This is a genomic window from Leptospira sarikeiensis, assembly GCF_004769615.1.
GTDB lineage: Bacteria > Spirochaetota > Leptospiria > Leptospirales > Leptospiraceae > Leptospira_B > Leptospira_B sarikeiensis.
Genome location: NZ_RQGF01000035.1, coordinates 71091 through 87407, shown reverse-complemented (window position 1 = coordinate 87407; position 16317 = coordinate 71091). Strand labels below are relative to the sequence as shown.

Genomic DNA, 16317 nt, shown 5'->3' with positions numbered 1-16317 from the left:
TGAGAGAAACCCACAAGCGTTTTATTAGGTAGGATGGAAGCGCCTAAAACTCACTCGTTTTTATATACAGGCTCGGGTGTAATCGCTTGGTATTTATCTTCTATCCCTTCAATAAAACTAGCCTTGGATCTTTCCGATCTGGGAAAAGTGGAATAAGTGAAATTCACTAGGAAAAGTAAGCAGGCATAAGAGAATAAAATTATATGTGAGATGGAGCGTATTCCGAATTTGAAATTTTCGAACTCAATGGAACGTAAAACTATAAAAGCGAAGATCAAGAGCCCGATCACTGAAGATACCCAAAACTCGAAAAAATAACCTTCCCACCAAGTGTAAAATACGAAGGAGGGGATCAGCCAAAAAAATAAAAGGATCAATTCGATCTTGTAGGAATTCCAAAGTTTTCTAATATTTATGAATGTCAAAAATAAGATCCCGATCCAAAACCCAAGATTCAAATTGTAAGGAAAACTCCTAAAAGAAGTGAATTCATTCGCATTGATCCTTAAACCGTTCTTTACTCCTTCGAAATTCAGGAACGCATCTCCGATCCCTCTATAAAAATTCATAATATAGTTTTTAGGCCCAGGAGCCGCTCCCCATTTCTCTTGGGATGCGTATAAGAATAGCCAATTCGCGAAATTTTTTTCACTTTCAGGAGGAGCTGTCAAATTTCTATCTAAAATAATAAATCCTATGTAAAGATAGGAAACCGTAAGTATGAATATTACGGAAAAAAGATAGATGAATATGAGCTTAAGTTTATAAGAAAATTCAAAACCTTTTCCTCTCCATCTACTCGCTAAAAATATGGAAACAGGCACGAATGTCAAAAAAATCGTATCTGATTGATGGTAGTAGACATTCCAGATCTGTAAGAACCCGGCGATATATAACTTTCCGGGAGACCAACCGTTTTTAGAATTCCAAACACATAATAAGAATAGTCCCGCAGTAAAACAGGAATGGATCAGAGGAGTATCATTATGTTGTGCGTAAAACCAAAATCCTTGGGAGCAATGCACGGCGATCCCCAAGAGGACCGCTCCTAAAAGATCCTTATACAATCTCCAATAAGCTAACATGAGAACGAATATAAAAAGAGTCGCGACTATTAAAACTCGGAGTCTTAATCCGAACATCGCGGAGTCTTGACCATGGAACCAATACCAAAACTTTAAATACAATAATCCCGTACTTTCAAAGCCTATATGATGGGGATTAAAGAATACCTTCCAATATCTATTCGTAACTATATTATGTGTATATACTATAGAATCCCAATCGTAATGCCTGGATAAGAATCTAAGATCGAAAAGAAAAAGTGCTACACTCAGAATGGAAAGAAATAGAAAGCCGATCCAAATTGAAGGAGATCGAAAAACATTCTCGATCTTTTTTAAAAACTCTAGGCTTTCTAAGCTGCGTTTCAGCATTTAGGATTCAATAGATCTAAAAACTGAGGATAAAAATGGGCTATTGGATCTTGAAAAAAAATAAGGGGATTCTGCAAGGATCGAATTTTCAGTTTCCGTAATATGGATCCGAAAAGAAAGTTTTTCGAGCCCTAAAATAGAGCGGATCCATCCTGTCTTATGATGGATCTGTAAGCCTGTTTGATCGGGATTCCAACGGATCGTTTCCTTGCCTAAAAATCCCCATTTTGTTACGATCAATCTGCTTTCTTCCGTAACAAAGATCTGGAATAAGTTCTTTTTCAAAAATCTAACTAGATCGAGAAAAAATGCAAAAGCTATATAAGAAACTATGAATAAAGCGGTATAATCGTAGAGCCTTTTGTCCGTGAGAAGGGAAAGTTTTAGCACTTTTGTGATCTGTAGGAGTTCCACAAATTTAAAGATCCATCCGGAAACGGTAGCTCTAAAAGGGAGCAGATAGGCTAAAAAGACCCCGTACAAAAGTAAGGCCAATACCGGAGGTATATAATTTATTTTTAATTTACTTTTGGAAGTTTTTCTTTTTTTAGTTTCTGGCTGAGAAATCTCCCAACTCCACCAAACGGATTCTTTTTTAGGACGGTCCATATACATCTTACAGGATTAAGGATTTTTCTTTCTTGATTTCCAAAGTTCTACGAGTGAGTCTTCGACTAGTTTTGCTGTAGAATCCCAGGACCAAGTATGATTGCTTGGCTTTCTGCCATAGATCCCTTTTTTACCTGCCAAGGAAAGTGCGTTTTTCCATTCTTCCGTATTCTTGGGTGAAACAAAAGAATCAGTAAGTTCGTCTAGAACCTCGTGAAATACCGGAATATCCGAAACAATACAAGGTTTATTCTCTCGGATCGCTTCCAGTAGAGGTAAACCAAAACCTTCGTGTAAGGAAGGAAACACGAAGTAGGAACAATTCTTATAAAGCCAGCCAAGTTGCGGATCCGCAGGATTTTCTATAAAATATACACCGTCTTTTTCCAACTCGCCAGCTTTCAAAAGAGCTGTGAGTCCTTCCGATTTCCAGCCAAGCCTTCCGGCTAAAACTAGAGGAAAAGGAAAATTAGGTTCTTCTTTCTTCAGGGAAAGATATGCGTCTACAAGAGTACTTAGATTTTTTCTAGGCTCTAATGTTCCTACAGAGAATAGGAAATTTTTCGGGAGTATCTTTTCTGGCGCAGATACTGATCCGAAACCTTGCACTCCAGGATATACGATTTCTAATTTCGGTTCCAGGTCTGGTAAAAAATCAATAATATCACGTTTCGTATTTTGGGAAAGGCATAGGACTTTATCCGCTTTTTTTAATGTGATCGGAGATAGTATCTTATGTTGCCAATAATTAGCGGATGTCATTGTCTCCGGAGCGGATCTAAAATTAAGATCGTGGTAGTTGACTAATGTAGGAACTTTTACTCCGAATGCGGGAAGTAATTGTAAAGTACCCCAAAAGAGATCGATCCTATGTTTTTTTATGATCGAAGGCATTATAAAATTCAGCCATAAAAATCCGGGTAACTTATTCGGTATAAAAGTAGGAGCAAGACGTATTAAATGATGGAATACCGGATGGATCGGTTTATTGGAATACAGATAATATTCAAGAGGGGAATCAGACCTCAATAATCTTTGCAATACCTCTGCTAAGTATCTGGAATTTCCTGTGATCCCGTAGGACAGAGGTCTTGCGTCTACTGCGACCCTGGGTTTATATTTTAGATTTTCTTTTTTTAGCATGGCATTTCAGAAGGTTTATACTGCTCGATCTGAACGGAATAGGCTGAAATATTGTATTAAAGAAGTATAAAGTAAGAATGAAAACATTAGAATTGCTTCTTCCGCAATATTCCCGATGAAACTTCTGTTCATAATAAGCACTAAAAACGAAACTAGAACAAAGATCGTAGAAGACCTATGCTCCAAAAACTTTTCCTTCCATAAATTCCATTGGACAAAAGGCTCTTCTTCTTTTGGCCAAAGTTTAGAGAGAGCAAACGCCGTAGGAAATAATAGGAAAACAAAAGCGTGGATCCAGGAGATACCACTGAATATTATGGAAAAGAAAAATAGTCCGGATAGAACGAAACCTTCGGATGCACCTTTATAAACTTTATATAAATAAGGGCCAGCGATCCCTAAACTCAAGATCGCAGAAATTGCCTTAACCTGATTTACTGTCAGGCTAATAAAAGGCATTCCAAATCTTCCTTGATTGAGTAGATCCGAGTAGGGCAGGAAATACTTGGATAACGTAGAATTTAAACTTTGGTTATTCTTCCAAGCTCTTAATGCCGGAGATTTCATATACTTGTCTAAAACTAGATCATACCAAGTTTGATTCATCTTCCATGTAAACTCAGGATCGTATAGAGCAGGAAGAGCGATCCATCCCATCGCAAATAAGATCGTATAAAGGATGACCATTGGTCTCTTTTTATATAAAAAATAAAATAAGAAAGCTGCGGGTGTGATCTTGATAACGATCGCTAACGACAAAACTAAACCGGACAACCAGTCTTTTTGAACGGAAATAGAGATCAAGATCAGGAATAATAATAAAAATCCTACTTGGTTATTGTTCTGATGATTCTCGACAAACCTTAAGCATAGAAGTAAAACTGCTGAAAGGAAAAGAAAGGCCTTCTCTTTTCCTAAAAGTCTCCCAATCAGGAATAAACTTCCGATCAGTGCAAAAAAATTGATCGTAAAAAAGATCGCAGACGCAGTTTCAAATTCGAAATGGGAGATTGGAATAAGCAGGAATGCAAAAGTAGGAGGATAAATATAAGATCCTACATTCTCCACTTTTGCTTTGATCCTAAAAAAAACTTCAGGATCGAAGATCTGATCTATCTTAAGTTTGCCGCTTTCGAAGTCTTTGACTACCTCGGAAAGTGCATCCAAACTATATAGGTCCTTTCCTAATTTGAAATTGCGAGAAGCCTCGTAATAGTCTGAAAAATCGGAGGATTGGCCGGTCCGGCTGAATCCGTTTGCAAAAAGGATCCCTAAAAATAGGATAAATATGAAGATAGGGCCGGACTTTTTTAGGTCGATCCGCATTCAGGTACTCTTTTACTTCTGCCTCAAAAAGCCAAGAAATAATTCCGATGCCCTCCAAGACGGCCCTTCATTCTTAGTAGGAATTCCAACCGATTAAAAATCGATTCCCGAATAATTCGGATCGTATTCTTTGGAAGAATGGAATTCCAGGATCTATCCGATTTTGATTTCGATCTTCCCGAGGAACAGATCGCAAAATTTCCGGCAGCTCAAAGAGATCGAAGTAGATTACTCGTATTAGGGAGGAAATCCGAATTCCTAAAAGAAGAGCCTGAGTTTGCAAGGATCCTGGAGTATCTAAAACCCGGAGACCTATTAGTTGCAAATGCCACAAGAGTTTCCAAACGAAGAGTGTTTTTACTCTCTAAAACAGAGAGAAGACATGAGGCGATGTTTCTCTCCGAAACTAGTCCCGGCATTTGGAAGACCTTAATTAGAAATTCTAAGAAGTTAAAAATCGGGGACAGACTTTTAGATGAAAAGACCGGGACATTCGGATTTTCGGTTTTAGATAAAGAAGAAGAATTCACGATCCTTAGATCAGGATCGGAATTGGATGAGAACAAATTCGAACTGATCGGTAATACTCCGATCCCTCCTTATTTCAAAAGAGAAAGTACATCCGAAGACGATTTACGATATCAAACCGTATATTCTAAAAATTTAGGTTCTGTTGCAGCTCCCACCGCAGGTTTACATTTCACTCCGGAATTATTGGACAAACTAAAAACAATTGGGATCGGGTTTTTAGAGTTAGAATTAAAAGTAGGTTACGGAACATTCCAATCTTTGAGCCAGGATCATTTTTCGAATAAAAAACTACATGAAGAAGAATACTATATTCCGGAAGAGACCGCTCAAATTCTAAACTCCGCCAAACAAGGTAAAAGTAGGATCATCTCTGTTGGAACTACTACATTAAGAGCTTTGGAATCTTCTTACGATCCGGATATCGAAAAATTTAAAGCAGGAAGCGGAAATACGAATTTGTTCCTACAACCGGAAGATTCAATCTTGAGCTGCGATGGTTTGATTACGAATTTCCATCTTCCTCAGAGTAGTCTTCTTCTGCTCGTGAGCGCTTTTGCAGAAAAACAAAAAATCCTAAATGCATATAAATACGCCATAGATAGAAAATTTAGATTTTTTTCTTACGGAGATTCGATGCTAATTTTAGATCCGGATCCGGATTCTACCTAACTTATTTAATTGTGAAATTCTCAGGCTCTAAGCAGAATGGGAAAGGTGTTACGCAAGGTTCTTCCTTCTCAAACAGAAATTAGATTTAAAGCAGCCAAGCCTGCAAAACTGAACGGCTTGCCGGACTTTCTAGTATTTCATAAGGAAGAGGTAAGGACTTTTAGACAAGCACTTGAAAATCCGGGACTTTTCCGACATATCCTAATCACTGGCCCAGAGATAGAATCTAATCTTCTTCAATTTGGTCAATATCTAGAAGAACTTGTAAAGAACCAACCTGTAGTCGCAGAACCGAATCCTACGTTATTATCTCTCGCCGGATTTCCTTTTGAAAATAAATACAGGCCCGGCAAAATTTCCGAGGCTAACGGAGGATTATTACTCCTCCCTATCAAACCGTTTGTAGAAGATCCGGACTTATATTATTTTTTAAAAGGTGTACTTCTCACAGGTAAGATAGATTTTTTATCACTTCCGGAAGGCTCCGATTCTACGAATATCAACCGATTCCATCCGAGTATCGGATCTAGATTTAGGCTTATACTCGTCGGAGAAGAAACAGAAGTGGATTCAATCTCTCAGATCGATGCAGACTTTTACGGTGGTTTTGATTTTAAGATCCATATGCCGTATGAGATCAGTTTGGAAAAATCATGGCTTCCCGTTTTTTCTGGATTAGTCAAATCCTGGGAGAAACCCGGATATCCTCCTTTGGATCAGGCCGCACTCGACTCTTTATTGGAACTCGCGCTAAGATGGAATGATAGTCAAAATAGACTTTCTCTACATCTTTCTGAACTTAGATCCTTTGTTAGAGAAATATTAGCATTTAATAATAAAGGTAAAAAATCCGTTAGTCGTGCGGAAATAGAAGCTGGCCCGGCACTGATCCAAAAAAGGACAGCGATCCATAAAAGAAAATATATTGAGAATATTAAAGAAGGTCTGATCTCGGTTCCCCTCAAAGGGAAAAAAACAGGGAGGATCAACGGGCTTTCGGTAATTCTATTACAATCCTCTCTATTGGATTTCGGACAAGTGAATCAAGTGTCCGCAAGGGTTTCTTTAGGTTCCGGAAATCTGATCAATATAGAAAGGGAAGTGAATCTTTCCGGAAGTTTGCATGATAAGGGAGTTTTCATCCTACAAGCTTATATCAAAGGAATGTTTTCTCATACCCAATCATTCGGTTTGGACGCGTCTATTCTATTCGAACAGAATAGTTCTCCGATTGATGGAGATTCTGCAAGTTGCGCGGAATTACTCGCTCTTCTTTCCGCACTATCCGGATTAGAGATCCCTTGCAATATTGCAGTGACTGGAGCCCTCTCCCAGTACGGTGATATTCTTCCTGTCGGGTCGGTAAATACTAAGATCCAGGCCTGGTTCGATGTGATCCGACTTACAGGATCTACTCGGGAAAAATACAAGATCTATATTCCAAAAGATAATATGAGGGATTTGAATCTTCCGAGGGAAATCCGGGAGATGATGAAAAAAGGGAATTTTCAGATCTTCTCCTGTTCTCATGTAGAGGATCTGATCCCGGATATTTTTGGGATCTCGGCGGGAAAGATCTCTAAATCGGGTAAATATCCGAACGGGACACTTTTTCGGATCATCGAGGAGAGAATAGATCGAAAAAGGGACGGGGAAGAGAACTAGGTCGATTCTAAATTAAGAAAACCTGTCTTTTTTCTCAGATTTCCTCTAATCAGTCTCCCCCAAAACGGCCGATACTCTATATAGAGTCATGAAGCCTAAGGCAAACATAAACATCGAGTCTTCTTTGTTAGTCACTATTGTGGCAAGCCTTGGATTTTTATTCAGTTTGGGGATTGCCCCCGTGAAAACCGGAGGTTTCGTTACGGACGAGCCGGTTTTAAGAGAACTGATCCAGGACCAATTTTCCTGGGAGCCAAGTTCCGAACAGATCCGGGACCTTCCGGAAAGAACCGCAGAAACCGGTCCAAGCCTAGTTTAATTTCCAAAACAAATATTCCTTTCTTTATTTCTTGCTCGGGCGTCCGTTTCGAAAATCCTATCAATTGGCATATTTGAAATCCTAGGAGTTAGAGATGTTCGGTAAAAGTTTAGATAATCTAAAACAAATGAACCAGATGCGGGTTCGAATGAAACGTCTGGAGAAAGAATTGGAGGCTATGTCCTTCGAAGGAAAATCCAAGAACGAATTAGTGGTCTGCATAACGGATGGAAAACAAGTCGTTCAGGAAATCAAAATAGAAGATTCTTTACTTGCTAAGAACGACAAAAAATTACTTCAAAAAAGTATAAAACAAGCCGTGAACCAATCTATGGAAGCTGCACAGAAAGTAGCGGAAGAAAGAATGGGAGAATTTAAAGGGCTACTTTCAGGAATGCCTTAAGGTTTATATTCCTGAAAAATTTTCTGTTTCGTCCGGCTTCTGGATAATTTAAAAAATTCATGAGGGCATACCGGACGAGAATCGTCCGATTCCGGAAGAACTATCGCTTCCTGACCTTCGTCATCATTCTCTGCAATTCCTAAAGAGATCGAAACATCACCGGATCTTCTCGTATCCGCGTTGATTTGCAGAGAGTATAAAGCCCCATCCAAATTCTTTTTTAATAATACCATTTTGGAGATTGAATTCGTATTGGAACGATCCGCTTTTACGAATTGGATCTGCCCAGGTACCAATTGTCCCATAGGAGTGATCTCTGGAATTCTTAAAGGATCATATAGTTTTCTAAGAACATCTCCTTCGTTCCCTGAAGCTGGGAAAGGGAAATGTTGAATAGTCTTAGAAATTTCCTGCAAAAATTGGGAAGACCCGTTAGTATCCGTTCCTAGTTGAGCAAACTCTGGAGAAACATCTCCTAAAGATTGCCATAAGAACGCAGGATACATTTTCAAAAAGATCTCGTTAGGATCGGTTCCGATTGCATTCTTAATTTCTTGGGATGCGTTTTGATAGTTAGCCGCATTCGTTTTAAATAATTGAAATAATCCGTTTGCATCGGATGCCCTGTATCCTTTCGGCCCTTGGACTCCCGCTCTAAATAAGGAATTTCTGGAAGCTGCGTCATTCCCGGAAACGACATATATATATTTTATAAAAGAATACGCGAAAGCATAATCTACCAAAGAGTTGAATTTGGAACTACCGAATACACTATTTCCATTCGCGCCTCTAGAGCAAGAGTTGGAATTCCTACCTCTATAACAATTGATCCGATTGATCTGTGGAGAATAACCCGCGATATCCGCAGCAACTTCGCTTGTTCCTTCGTTGATCCAAGCCTCGTCCCTGCCTCCTCCTTGGGCCATGATCCTGGCTTCATATTGAAAACGGATCAAATGTTGATATTCATGGGCTAATGTAGCTAGAAATGTATCAGGTTTTCCTTGAGAAAGGTCGGAATTACGAACGGTTAATAACTCCACTCCGTCCATATATACTATGTTGGAATAATTAGAACGGACCGCATAATCGGAGTTATCTGGAAAATAATCCACAGGATCAAAGAATCCGGCTACAAAAGACGAACCTGCTTTGCTACCGTCATGGATATCGGAGACGATCACTGCTACTTTACCATCCCCGTCTAGATCGTCCGAATAACCGAAAGCCTCTCCTAATTTGGGATAAATTTTAGTATCGAACTCTTGAGCTACAAATTGATAGTCTAGAGCGGATTCTAAACCGGAAGTTGCATAAATATTTACATGAGCTCCGGAAGCAACCTTATGAGTCTGCACACAATTAGAACTGTTTTTAACTAAATTACGAATCCAGAAAGTACCATTACCGTCGCAAGAGCTAGATACTTTAGCTAATGAAAGTATATCATTTAGATTAGGTTCGGGATTATCTTCTGTTCCGAATGCGTTGGAACTCACACAACTAGAGATAAATGACAAATGAAGGGAGAAGAAGAGGATACGGAAGGATAAACCCAGCGGTTTTGAAAGGAACTTCGAAAAATAATCTCCGGTCGGAACCTTCATGATCTCTTCCAAAAAGGAAACTAGCTTTACTGCCGGCTCCTTTTTATTAAGGTCAATAATTAGCCTAGGTCTTTTAGGAGCAAGAATCATTGCTTAAAGTGACGCAGATTATTTGGAAATTTTTTTCCAAAAATTTTTATTTTATCATACTTTTTTCGTTAGGATGTAATTGCGGATTTCGTCCTTCTCCTTTGAATAGAAATCCCTCAACAGGTCCTGAAATTCCTGCATTCGATTCTATTCCTCAGAGCGGGGAATATTTTTCAGAGATCCAAAAAATCCCCGTTGGATTTTATATCAGACAAATCTATTTAAACAATTCTAATAAGAAGGAAATGTTGATCAGCCAATTGACAGTGACAGAATCTAAAAATTGGGAAGAAACAAGATTCGAAGGAAAATTGGAATTAGACGAAACAGGAAAATTTTTTAGATTCCGTCCTAAATTATGCAGAATGTTCACAAGCAAGAACCCAGGAGATCGTTGGACTTTAACTAGAGCATATGAATGCGATCATTTCGAATTTCTAATATGGAAATCAGGTCCTGAGGAAATAAGATTAACTCCTGGACCGGAGGGAGAAGAGGAAGGGATCAGATTTAGAAAGTCAAGATCCGCTTCTATTTCTCAGATCTCCGCAATTATTTTGAAAGCGGATCCACAGATCACTAGTATTTGGGGAATACGTTTGTCTAGGGTTAGAAAGGGCGCCAAAGCAATATTAGAAAAGCAGAATGGACAAAAAGTAGAACTTAGTTCCTTAAAAACCGTGGAAACCACGGGAGAAATAAAGTCTGAAAAGACTCATCCTGCAGAACCGGGGGACATGATCTTATACACCAATCCTGGAGAAGCAAGGCCTTTAGCTTTATAATTTAGTCTAATCCCGTTTCAGAGTCTAGGATCTTTCGTAATCCAGGCATAATTTTAACGTAAGGTTGGATCTTTCTAAAGTCCGAAATTTCCTTAGCAGACACTTCTGATCCATCCAATTGAAGGTGTACTAAATTCGTTAATCTGTACAAGGGACTGAGATCTTTTACCTGAGTATCGCCCAGATATAATTCCATCAGATTTCTACAATTAGCTAAGGGCTTTAGGTCTGTTATTTTCGTTCTTTTTAATTGTAAATGTCGCACGCTGCAACCTGATCCTAAAAATCCCAAATGAGAGATCTTGGAATCCGTAAGTTCTAACCTCGTTAGCCTGTCCCAATATAAATATTTTTCTAGGTCTTGATCAGTAAGTTCCGTTTGATTCAGGATCAAACTGTCCAATTTTGAAAAACGATTTAAGGAAGAAAGATCTCTCACGGAAGATCCTGATAAAAGTATGTATCTCAATTTCGGAAGGTTAGGGATCCCTTCTAAGGACTTTAAGTTTTTGGAGTTTATTTCCAAGATTTCTAGTTGATTGAATTCGCGAAGATCATTCCAAATCGGAGTATCCGGGAAACCGATCCATCTAGTTTCTTTCGGATATTTTCCTAATATTTGTCCTTCCGGATTTCGTACAGAAATGAGATGTGTCTGTTCGGCACAACTCCATATAAGCAAGAGGATCGGAAAAAATTTCCTCATAAGATCAAACATACCGGCTTAGTATTGGGAAGAAAGCTAAAAATCCGGATTGGACCGGAAGAAGGATCCGATTAGAATCGGGTTGACATATGCCTCATACCCGGCGCAAGATCTATTCGAAGCCGATCCGAACGGAAAGGTTTTTAAATCCCTCGGATTACCGGATGGAAGAAGATAAAAAATCCGCCTCGCGAAATACCAAACAAAAGGGCGAGATCCTAAGAGTGATCCGTGACGCAAAAGGTCCTCTTTCCGTAAAGGAAATCCACGATATATCCAAAAAGTCCATACAGAATATCGGGATCGCAACGGTATATCGTTCAGTGAACCATCTTTTGGAATCAGGACATATCCATGAGATCCAATTACCCGGAGAATCTTCCCGTTTCGAGATCAGTCATTTAGATCATCATCATCATTTCCATTGCAAAGTATGTGACCGGGTGTTCGATGTGGGTATTTGCCCATTCCCAATGGAAAATTTACCTAAAGGTTTCACTTTAGATTCTCATGAAATAATTTTATACGGCGTTTGTTCCGAGTGTAATACATCACAAAAATGAAAGAAAAAAATCCGAAATTTAAAATCGTTTATCTAAGCCTATTATTCATTTCAATATTCGCTTTTTTTGATCGAGTTGTTCTAGACAATTTGCTCTTTGGATTTCCGAATGAATTGGAATGGGACACATCTCCTTGGTTCAATTTTTTGGAGAAAAGAAGAAGGATCCAATTTTCTCCGGAAGAAAAAGGAACATTGATCGTAGGGAGTAGTGTTGCTCTTTATTCTTCCCTTCCGGAAAGAATGAACGAAAATCTAAAAAAAGCCCCGGGATCGATCAGAACGGAATTTTATTCCCATCCTGCCTTAACCCCTTCCGATTTTTATTTTTATAAGGAAGATATTGCCTCTAAGAATCCTAAGCTTGTATTTTTCGTTTTAAATCCTGCGGACCTGCAATTGGATTTTTTGATCAATGAAGAAGAGAGCGAGAAAAGATTAGAACAATACAGACGAAACGAACTCTATCAGGAAAAATCGATCATCAACTTCCAGGATCTAAAATATTCCGAGGCGGCTTTGGCGGATGTTTCCGCTAAAACGAGGCATCAAAACAGGATGATCTATCCTGCTTTGTATCTAAGGGAAAAATTTTCCGAAGTACTTAAAATAGGAAAATCCACCGTTTTATCCTTACTCTCCAGGTCCTTATTCTTAGTCGTACGTTATAGAAGTTTTCTGTATGACCCTATGGATGCTTGGATCGAAAATCATTTAAGAAGTGGGAGATCCTACCATTATTATACTGGGATCCAACCCGAAGAAGGTATCTATTTAAGAGGGTGGGCGAAACCGGAATTCAGTATTCGTTGTGAATTAAAGAATGGTGTCTTCGAAGAGAGCGTATTCTTTCAAGAAAAAGGAACTACTCTAAGAGTTTGGGGAGAAGGAAAGCCGATCCTTTTCGATAAAACTTTTGCAAAGTCCGGATGGCATACGATCCGATTTGACGTACCTGAAAAACCGGAACAAACAAAACTTAGAATTGCTACGGATAAAAAAATTTCCTCCCTACAAGTGGACTCTAGGATTTTTGGGACGGAAGAGATCTACGGGATCAGGCTTTCCCAAAATTTTTGCAGAAAAGAAATTCGAAAGAATATATCTTATCTTAGAATATCCGGTATAGACGATTCTAGACTTTCTCAAATGGATGATGATGCTTACGTAAAGGATTATACCGAGAGGATCTACGGATATAAGGGAGAAAGTTCCAAGATGTCTAGATTAGTTACTCTTAGAATGGCGAAGATCAAACTCGCATCCTCTCCCCAATTTTTCCTTTGGTCCGAACTGGATTATTTAAAGAAGGGAGTAGAGTATCTAGAATCCAAGGGAATCAAAGTAATGATCGTAAATTCTCCGGAGAATCCTATAGAAAGATCCGTATACGAAGAAAGCCCTTGGTATAAAGGATATATTTCTTATTTGGAAAAACTCGGTCAGAAAAATTATACATTTAAGAATGCAATTCCTGAGTTCAGAGACATTCAGTCTTTTTTGGATCCTCATCATTTGACTTATCAGGCCTCTGAAAAATCCTCCGACCTATATTCTGATTGGATCTTAGAAGTTTTGGCCGAGAAATAAGATGTCTAAATTATTATCCTCTTTCAGGGACATTTTAGGAAATCTGAAAATAGTTACGGTTCTATTCGTATTCTTATATTCTTTTTCTTCCGCCTCAGTTTGGAAAAAATACGCCTGGCATCCGAGTTCTCAGGTGAATTTCGGAAAGGAATTTGCAGACCAAAACAAGGAAGAAACTCCCAAAGGCGCAATCGTATTTTTGGGGGAAGAGGGGAACCTAGGAGCCGGATACGACGGGCAGATCTTCTATTATTATTCTAGAATGTTATCCGGGTTTAGTTTGGATTGGCCAAAGGGTTTTGAGACTAGCTTCCGAGCGCCTAGGATCGGATATCCTCTTTTAACTTCACCTTTCGGTTGGTTCGGAACGTACGGAACGATTTTTGGGATGTATATTTTGAATCTAGGAATTCTATATCTCTCATATCTTGGAGTCCGAGATCTGTTGCCCGACTCACAAAAATACCTAAGTGCATTCTATCTACTTTCTCCTTTTGCATTGGGGAGTTATATACTACTCGTCTCCGACACAGTCATGATGGGCTTGGTTGTAGGAGCATATTGGGCCTTTTTCCGCCAGAGGTACTTACTCTTCTCCATTCTTGCAGGGATTTCCATACTCACTAAGGAACAGGCCTTCTTTTTCCTTTTCCCCTTGGGCCTAGAAACCCTATACAAAAAGGAGTTCCGAAATAGCGTTTGGGTAGCTTCTTCTTTGATCCTCCCTACAGCTTGGAGCCTGTATTTAAGGACCCAATTCCCGGAATGGAGTCCTGGAAGTTTAGGCAATTTTTTCGATCCTTTCGGAGGCCTATTCGGCTATTATGGAGAGTTAAAACAGGTTTTGGCCTCGGGAGAATGGAACCTGATCCTTTTGATTAAAAAGTTTTCCAGATTTCCTTTAGTTCTATTACTCCTATACGGGACATACTTGGTATTCAAAGGGGACTGGAAGAAGGGCCTGGCCTTTAGATTAGGGTTTGGAATTCTTTTATTGACTGTTTATGTCGGGGGCTACGTTCTCTATTGGGCGACTTACGAGAACGTTTCCAGAATGTTTACTTTAAGTGTTCCTTTACTACTTTTATGGGAAAAAGAAGACGAAACCCTTCCTAGCTCCCCTTATTGGGTTCTCGGAGGTCTAATTCTAGTTTCATTTTTGATAAAATTGGCCTTCGTATCGAAACCACTTCGTCATATAATTTGGTAATCGAGTCGGACGTTTTTTCTCAAACGAGACTGTAAAAATTTTCTTAGACTTGATTCTTCTTATAAAAGAATTAGAATGGTCTTATTGTAGGTCCGCTGTTCAGAAATCCGCACGTGTCATAGTAATTGGATCGGTCAAATTCCTCGCTCGCTTCCCTCAGGATCCATGCAACGCGAATTTAACGATCGTTCAAATCAATCCCGCTGTTCTTAGAGAGTTTAAAAGGTCTTAATGGAAGGCGAATTGGTCTCCCGTTTGCGAGTCGGAAGCTGCCTAAATTTTTAGTTCGAGGAAAGCATGCAGAATCGCAAACTCTTTGTAGGAAATCTTAATTACTCCGTTCGCCAACAGGAGATCAGTGAATTATTCTCTAATTATGGAGAAGTTTCTTACGCAAAAATCATTGAAGGTAAAGGATTCGGCTTCGTAGAAATGGCAAGTGAGGAGCAGGCTGAAAACGCAAAAAACAGCCTAAACGGTACTGAATTCAAAGGTAGAACTTTGAATATCGATATCGCAAAACCTCAGACTTTCAACAAGCCTAGAAGACATTAAAATGAATCTCGGGGAATGAACTTCCCCGAGTTCCTTTCATTTCCTAAACACCAGTTCTTCCGTACTTTAGCAAAGCGGAATACGGATTCCCTTCTAAATTCAAAAGTTCCGCAAAAGCCTCTTCCGTCGTTTTTCCCTTTTTCTTAAGTTCCAATACTGAAACTCGAAAGTTTTCCCCTTTTTGCAAAAGGATCCTTTCTTCTATGATCATATGAAGATACGCGACTTGTCGTTTACTAGGGACCCGTTGAGCTACGATCTCTAATTTTTCGGTATCTAATTTGAATCTGCAAATGAGGGAAGAAATTCCTCCCAGAACTTTCTCAGAGATATGGAAATCCGGATATTTAGAAAAAGATCTCAAAACCTCAGGTAAAGAAGGTTTGGACTCGCAGATGATATCTATATCGGACCCAGGTAGATCCACTCGAATCGGAATGGATCCAACGAATTCGGGAGAGAATTCAGCAAGGATAGAAAGTATATTGTGATTTTCTAAAAGGATAAGACAGTCCGAGAATCGATTCGACATAAGGAATCAAATAATGGAGTAAAAGGTAAGAGGGGACTAATCTCTTACCTTTGGTAGGAGTTAAATTAAACTCCTACTTCTTCCTCTGCTTCTTCGTTCTCCTCGAAAGTTAGGAGTTCTTGCAGTTCTTTGTAAGCTCTTTCTTTTTCAACTACACCGGTCTTCTTAATCGCTTTTTTCAGAACATCATCCCATTTTTTCTGAGGCAGGATCGCCTGCATCTCTTCCAAAACTTCAAGAATATTGATATCGTCCTTCGTATTAAAAATCTCAGTAACGTCGTAACGGAATAATCCGGAAAGCTGGTCGATAAAATCGCCGACGCTATTTCCACTTCCGGAACGGTTATCCAGGGCTTCTTGTTTTTTTTGCGCTTTGCGGAGATCTCTTTCTCGTCTCTCCAATTCGGTCCGTTTCATAAGAACCCTCTCTTATCGGCTATACCTGCCATATTTTCGAACCCAGCTTTCGGGCAAAGAAAAAACCCTAGGAAAATAGAGTAAGAAATATCGGTAAATGCTGTCGATCTGGCGGAAGTTTCGGTTTGATTCTCAGAAAATCTGTTCCGGAAACCGGTTA

General features: G+C 39.2%; 17 protein-coding genes. 9 read left to right on the top strand and 8 right to left on the bottom strand.

The features are described 5' to 3' along the window. Positions 1–50 precede the first annotated feature (50 nt). From EHQ64_RS17200 to EHQ64_RS17185, 4 genes are read right to left on the bottom strand one after another with little or no spacing between them, the layout of a single operon-like run. Positions 51–1436, bottom strand: coding sequence for a hypothetical protein (locus EHQ64_RS17200; protein ID WP_135651031.1), 1386 nt, complete (start codon positions 1434–1436; stop codon positions 51–53). Beyond that, entirely contained in the window at positions 1437–2045 is a 609-nt protein-coding gene (locus tag EHQ64_RS17195; protein WP_135651030.1) for an LIC20162 family protein, read from the bottom strand. Between the two features lie 15 nt (positions 2046–2060). After that, positions 2061–3188, bottom strand: a complete 1128-nt coding sequence (locus EHQ64_RS17190; RefSeq protein ID WP_135651029.1) for a glycosyltransferase family 4 protein — start codon at positions 3186–3188, stop codon at positions 2061–2063. A gap of 15 nt (positions 3189–3203) precedes the next feature. After that, positions 3204–4514 (bottom strand): glycosyltransferase family 87 protein, encoded by a 1311-nt coding sequence (locus tag EHQ64_RS17185; protein ID WP_135651028.1) that lies wholly within the window; start codon positions 4512–4514, stop codon positions 3204–3206. Between the two features lie 138 nt (positions 4515–4652). Here EHQ64_RS17185 and queA point away from each other — a divergent pair, with 138 nt between their 5' ends. From queA to EHQ64_RS17165, 4 genes are all read left to right on the top strand, one after another. Further along, positions 4653–5714, top strand: a complete 1062-nt coding sequence (gene queA, locus EHQ64_RS17180) for a tRNA preQ1(34) S-adenosylmethionine ribosyltransferase-isomerase QueA (RefSeq protein WP_135651027.1) — start codon at positions 4653–4655, stop codon at positions 5712–5714. Between the two features lie 45 nt (positions 5715–5759). Continuing rightward, positions 5760–7379 carry a S16 family serine protease gene (locus tag EHQ64_RS17175; protein ID WP_135651235.1) on the top strand — a complete coding sequence of 540 codons (1620 nt, stop codon included), beginning with the start codon at positions 5760–5762 and terminating at the stop codon, positions 7377–7379. Positions 7380–7467: 88 nt separating this feature from the next. Further along, a complete protein-coding gene (locus EHQ64_RS17170) occupies positions 7468–7698 on the top strand; it encodes a hypothetical protein (RefSeq protein WP_135651026.1) in 231 nt (76 codons plus the stop codon). Positions 7699–7792: 94 nt separating this feature from the next. After that, complete coding sequence (locus EHQ64_RS17165; RefSeq protein WP_135651025.1) at positions 7793–8101, top strand: YbaB/EbfC family nucleoid-associated protein; 309 nt, start codon at positions 7793–7795, stop codon at positions 8099–8101. On the opposite strand, the gene EHQ64_RS17160 is transcribed toward EHQ64_RS17165, so the two are convergent. Continuing rightward, positions 8098–9708, bottom strand: coding sequence for a peptidase M30 (locus EHQ64_RS17160; RefSeq protein ID WP_135651024.1), 1611 nt, complete (start codon positions 9706–9708; stop codon positions 8098–8100). The genes EHQ64_RS17165 and EHQ64_RS17160 overlap by 4 nt on opposite strands. 191 nt (positions 9709–9899) lie before the next feature. Here EHQ64_RS17160 and EHQ64_RS17155 point away from each other — a divergent pair, with 191 nt between their 5' ends. After that, entirely contained in the window at positions 9900–10583 is a 684-nt protein-coding gene (locus EHQ64_RS17155; protein ID WP_246048824.1) for a hypothetical protein, read from the top strand. Between the two features lies 1 nt (position 10584). On the opposite strand, the gene EHQ64_RS17150 is transcribed toward EHQ64_RS17155, so the two are convergent. Further along, on the bottom strand, positions 10585–11289 hold the full coding sequence (locus EHQ64_RS17150; protein ID WP_135651022.1) for a leucine-rich repeat domain-containing protein: 705 nt from the start codon (positions 11287–11289) through the stop codon (positions 10585–10587). A gap of 164 nt (positions 11290–11453) precedes the next feature. Here EHQ64_RS17150 and EHQ64_RS17145 point away from each other — a divergent pair, with 164 nt between their 5' ends. From EHQ64_RS17145 to EHQ64_RS17130, 4 genes are all read left to right on the top strand, one after another. Further along, entirely contained in the window at positions 11454–11852 is a 399-nt protein-coding gene (locus EHQ64_RS17145) for a Fur family transcriptional regulator (RefSeq protein ID WP_135651021.1), read from the top strand. Further along, on the top strand, positions 11849–13441 hold the full coding sequence (locus EHQ64_RS17140) for a hypothetical protein (RefSeq protein WP_135651020.1): 1593 nt from the start codon (positions 11849–11851) through the stop codon (positions 13439–13441). The genes EHQ64_RS17145 and EHQ64_RS17140 overlap by 4 nt, the downstream gene beginning before the upstream one ends. Before the next feature lies 1 nt (position 13442). Beyond that, entirely contained in the window at positions 13443–14651 is a 1209-nt protein-coding gene (locus EHQ64_RS17135; protein ID WP_135651019.1) for an AZOBR_p60025 family cell surface glycopolymer formation protein, read from the top strand. Between the two features lie 297 nt (positions 14652–14948). After that, the gene (locus EHQ64_RS17130; protein WP_135651018.1) at positions 14949–15206 is read left to right on the top strand and encodes an RNA recognition motif domain-containing protein; all 258 of its coding nucleotides are present in this window, start codon (positions 14949–14951) and stop codon (positions 15204–15206) included. Positions 15207–15249: 43 nt separating this feature from the next. On the opposite strand, the gene EHQ64_RS17125 is transcribed toward EHQ64_RS17130, so the two are convergent. Both EHQ64_RS17125 and EHQ64_RS17120 read right to left on the bottom strand, forming a co-directional pair. Then, positions 15250–15738, bottom strand: coding sequence for a DUF4269 domain-containing protein (locus EHQ64_RS17125; protein WP_135651017.1), 489 nt, complete (start codon positions 15736–15738; stop codon positions 15250–15252). A gap of 65 nt (positions 15739–15803) precedes the next feature. Further along, a complete protein-coding gene (locus tag EHQ64_RS17120) occupies positions 15804–16157 on the bottom strand; it encodes an LB_289 family protein (RefSeq protein ID WP_135651016.1) in 354 nt (117 codons plus the stop codon). Positions 16158–16317 lie beyond the last annotated feature (160 nt).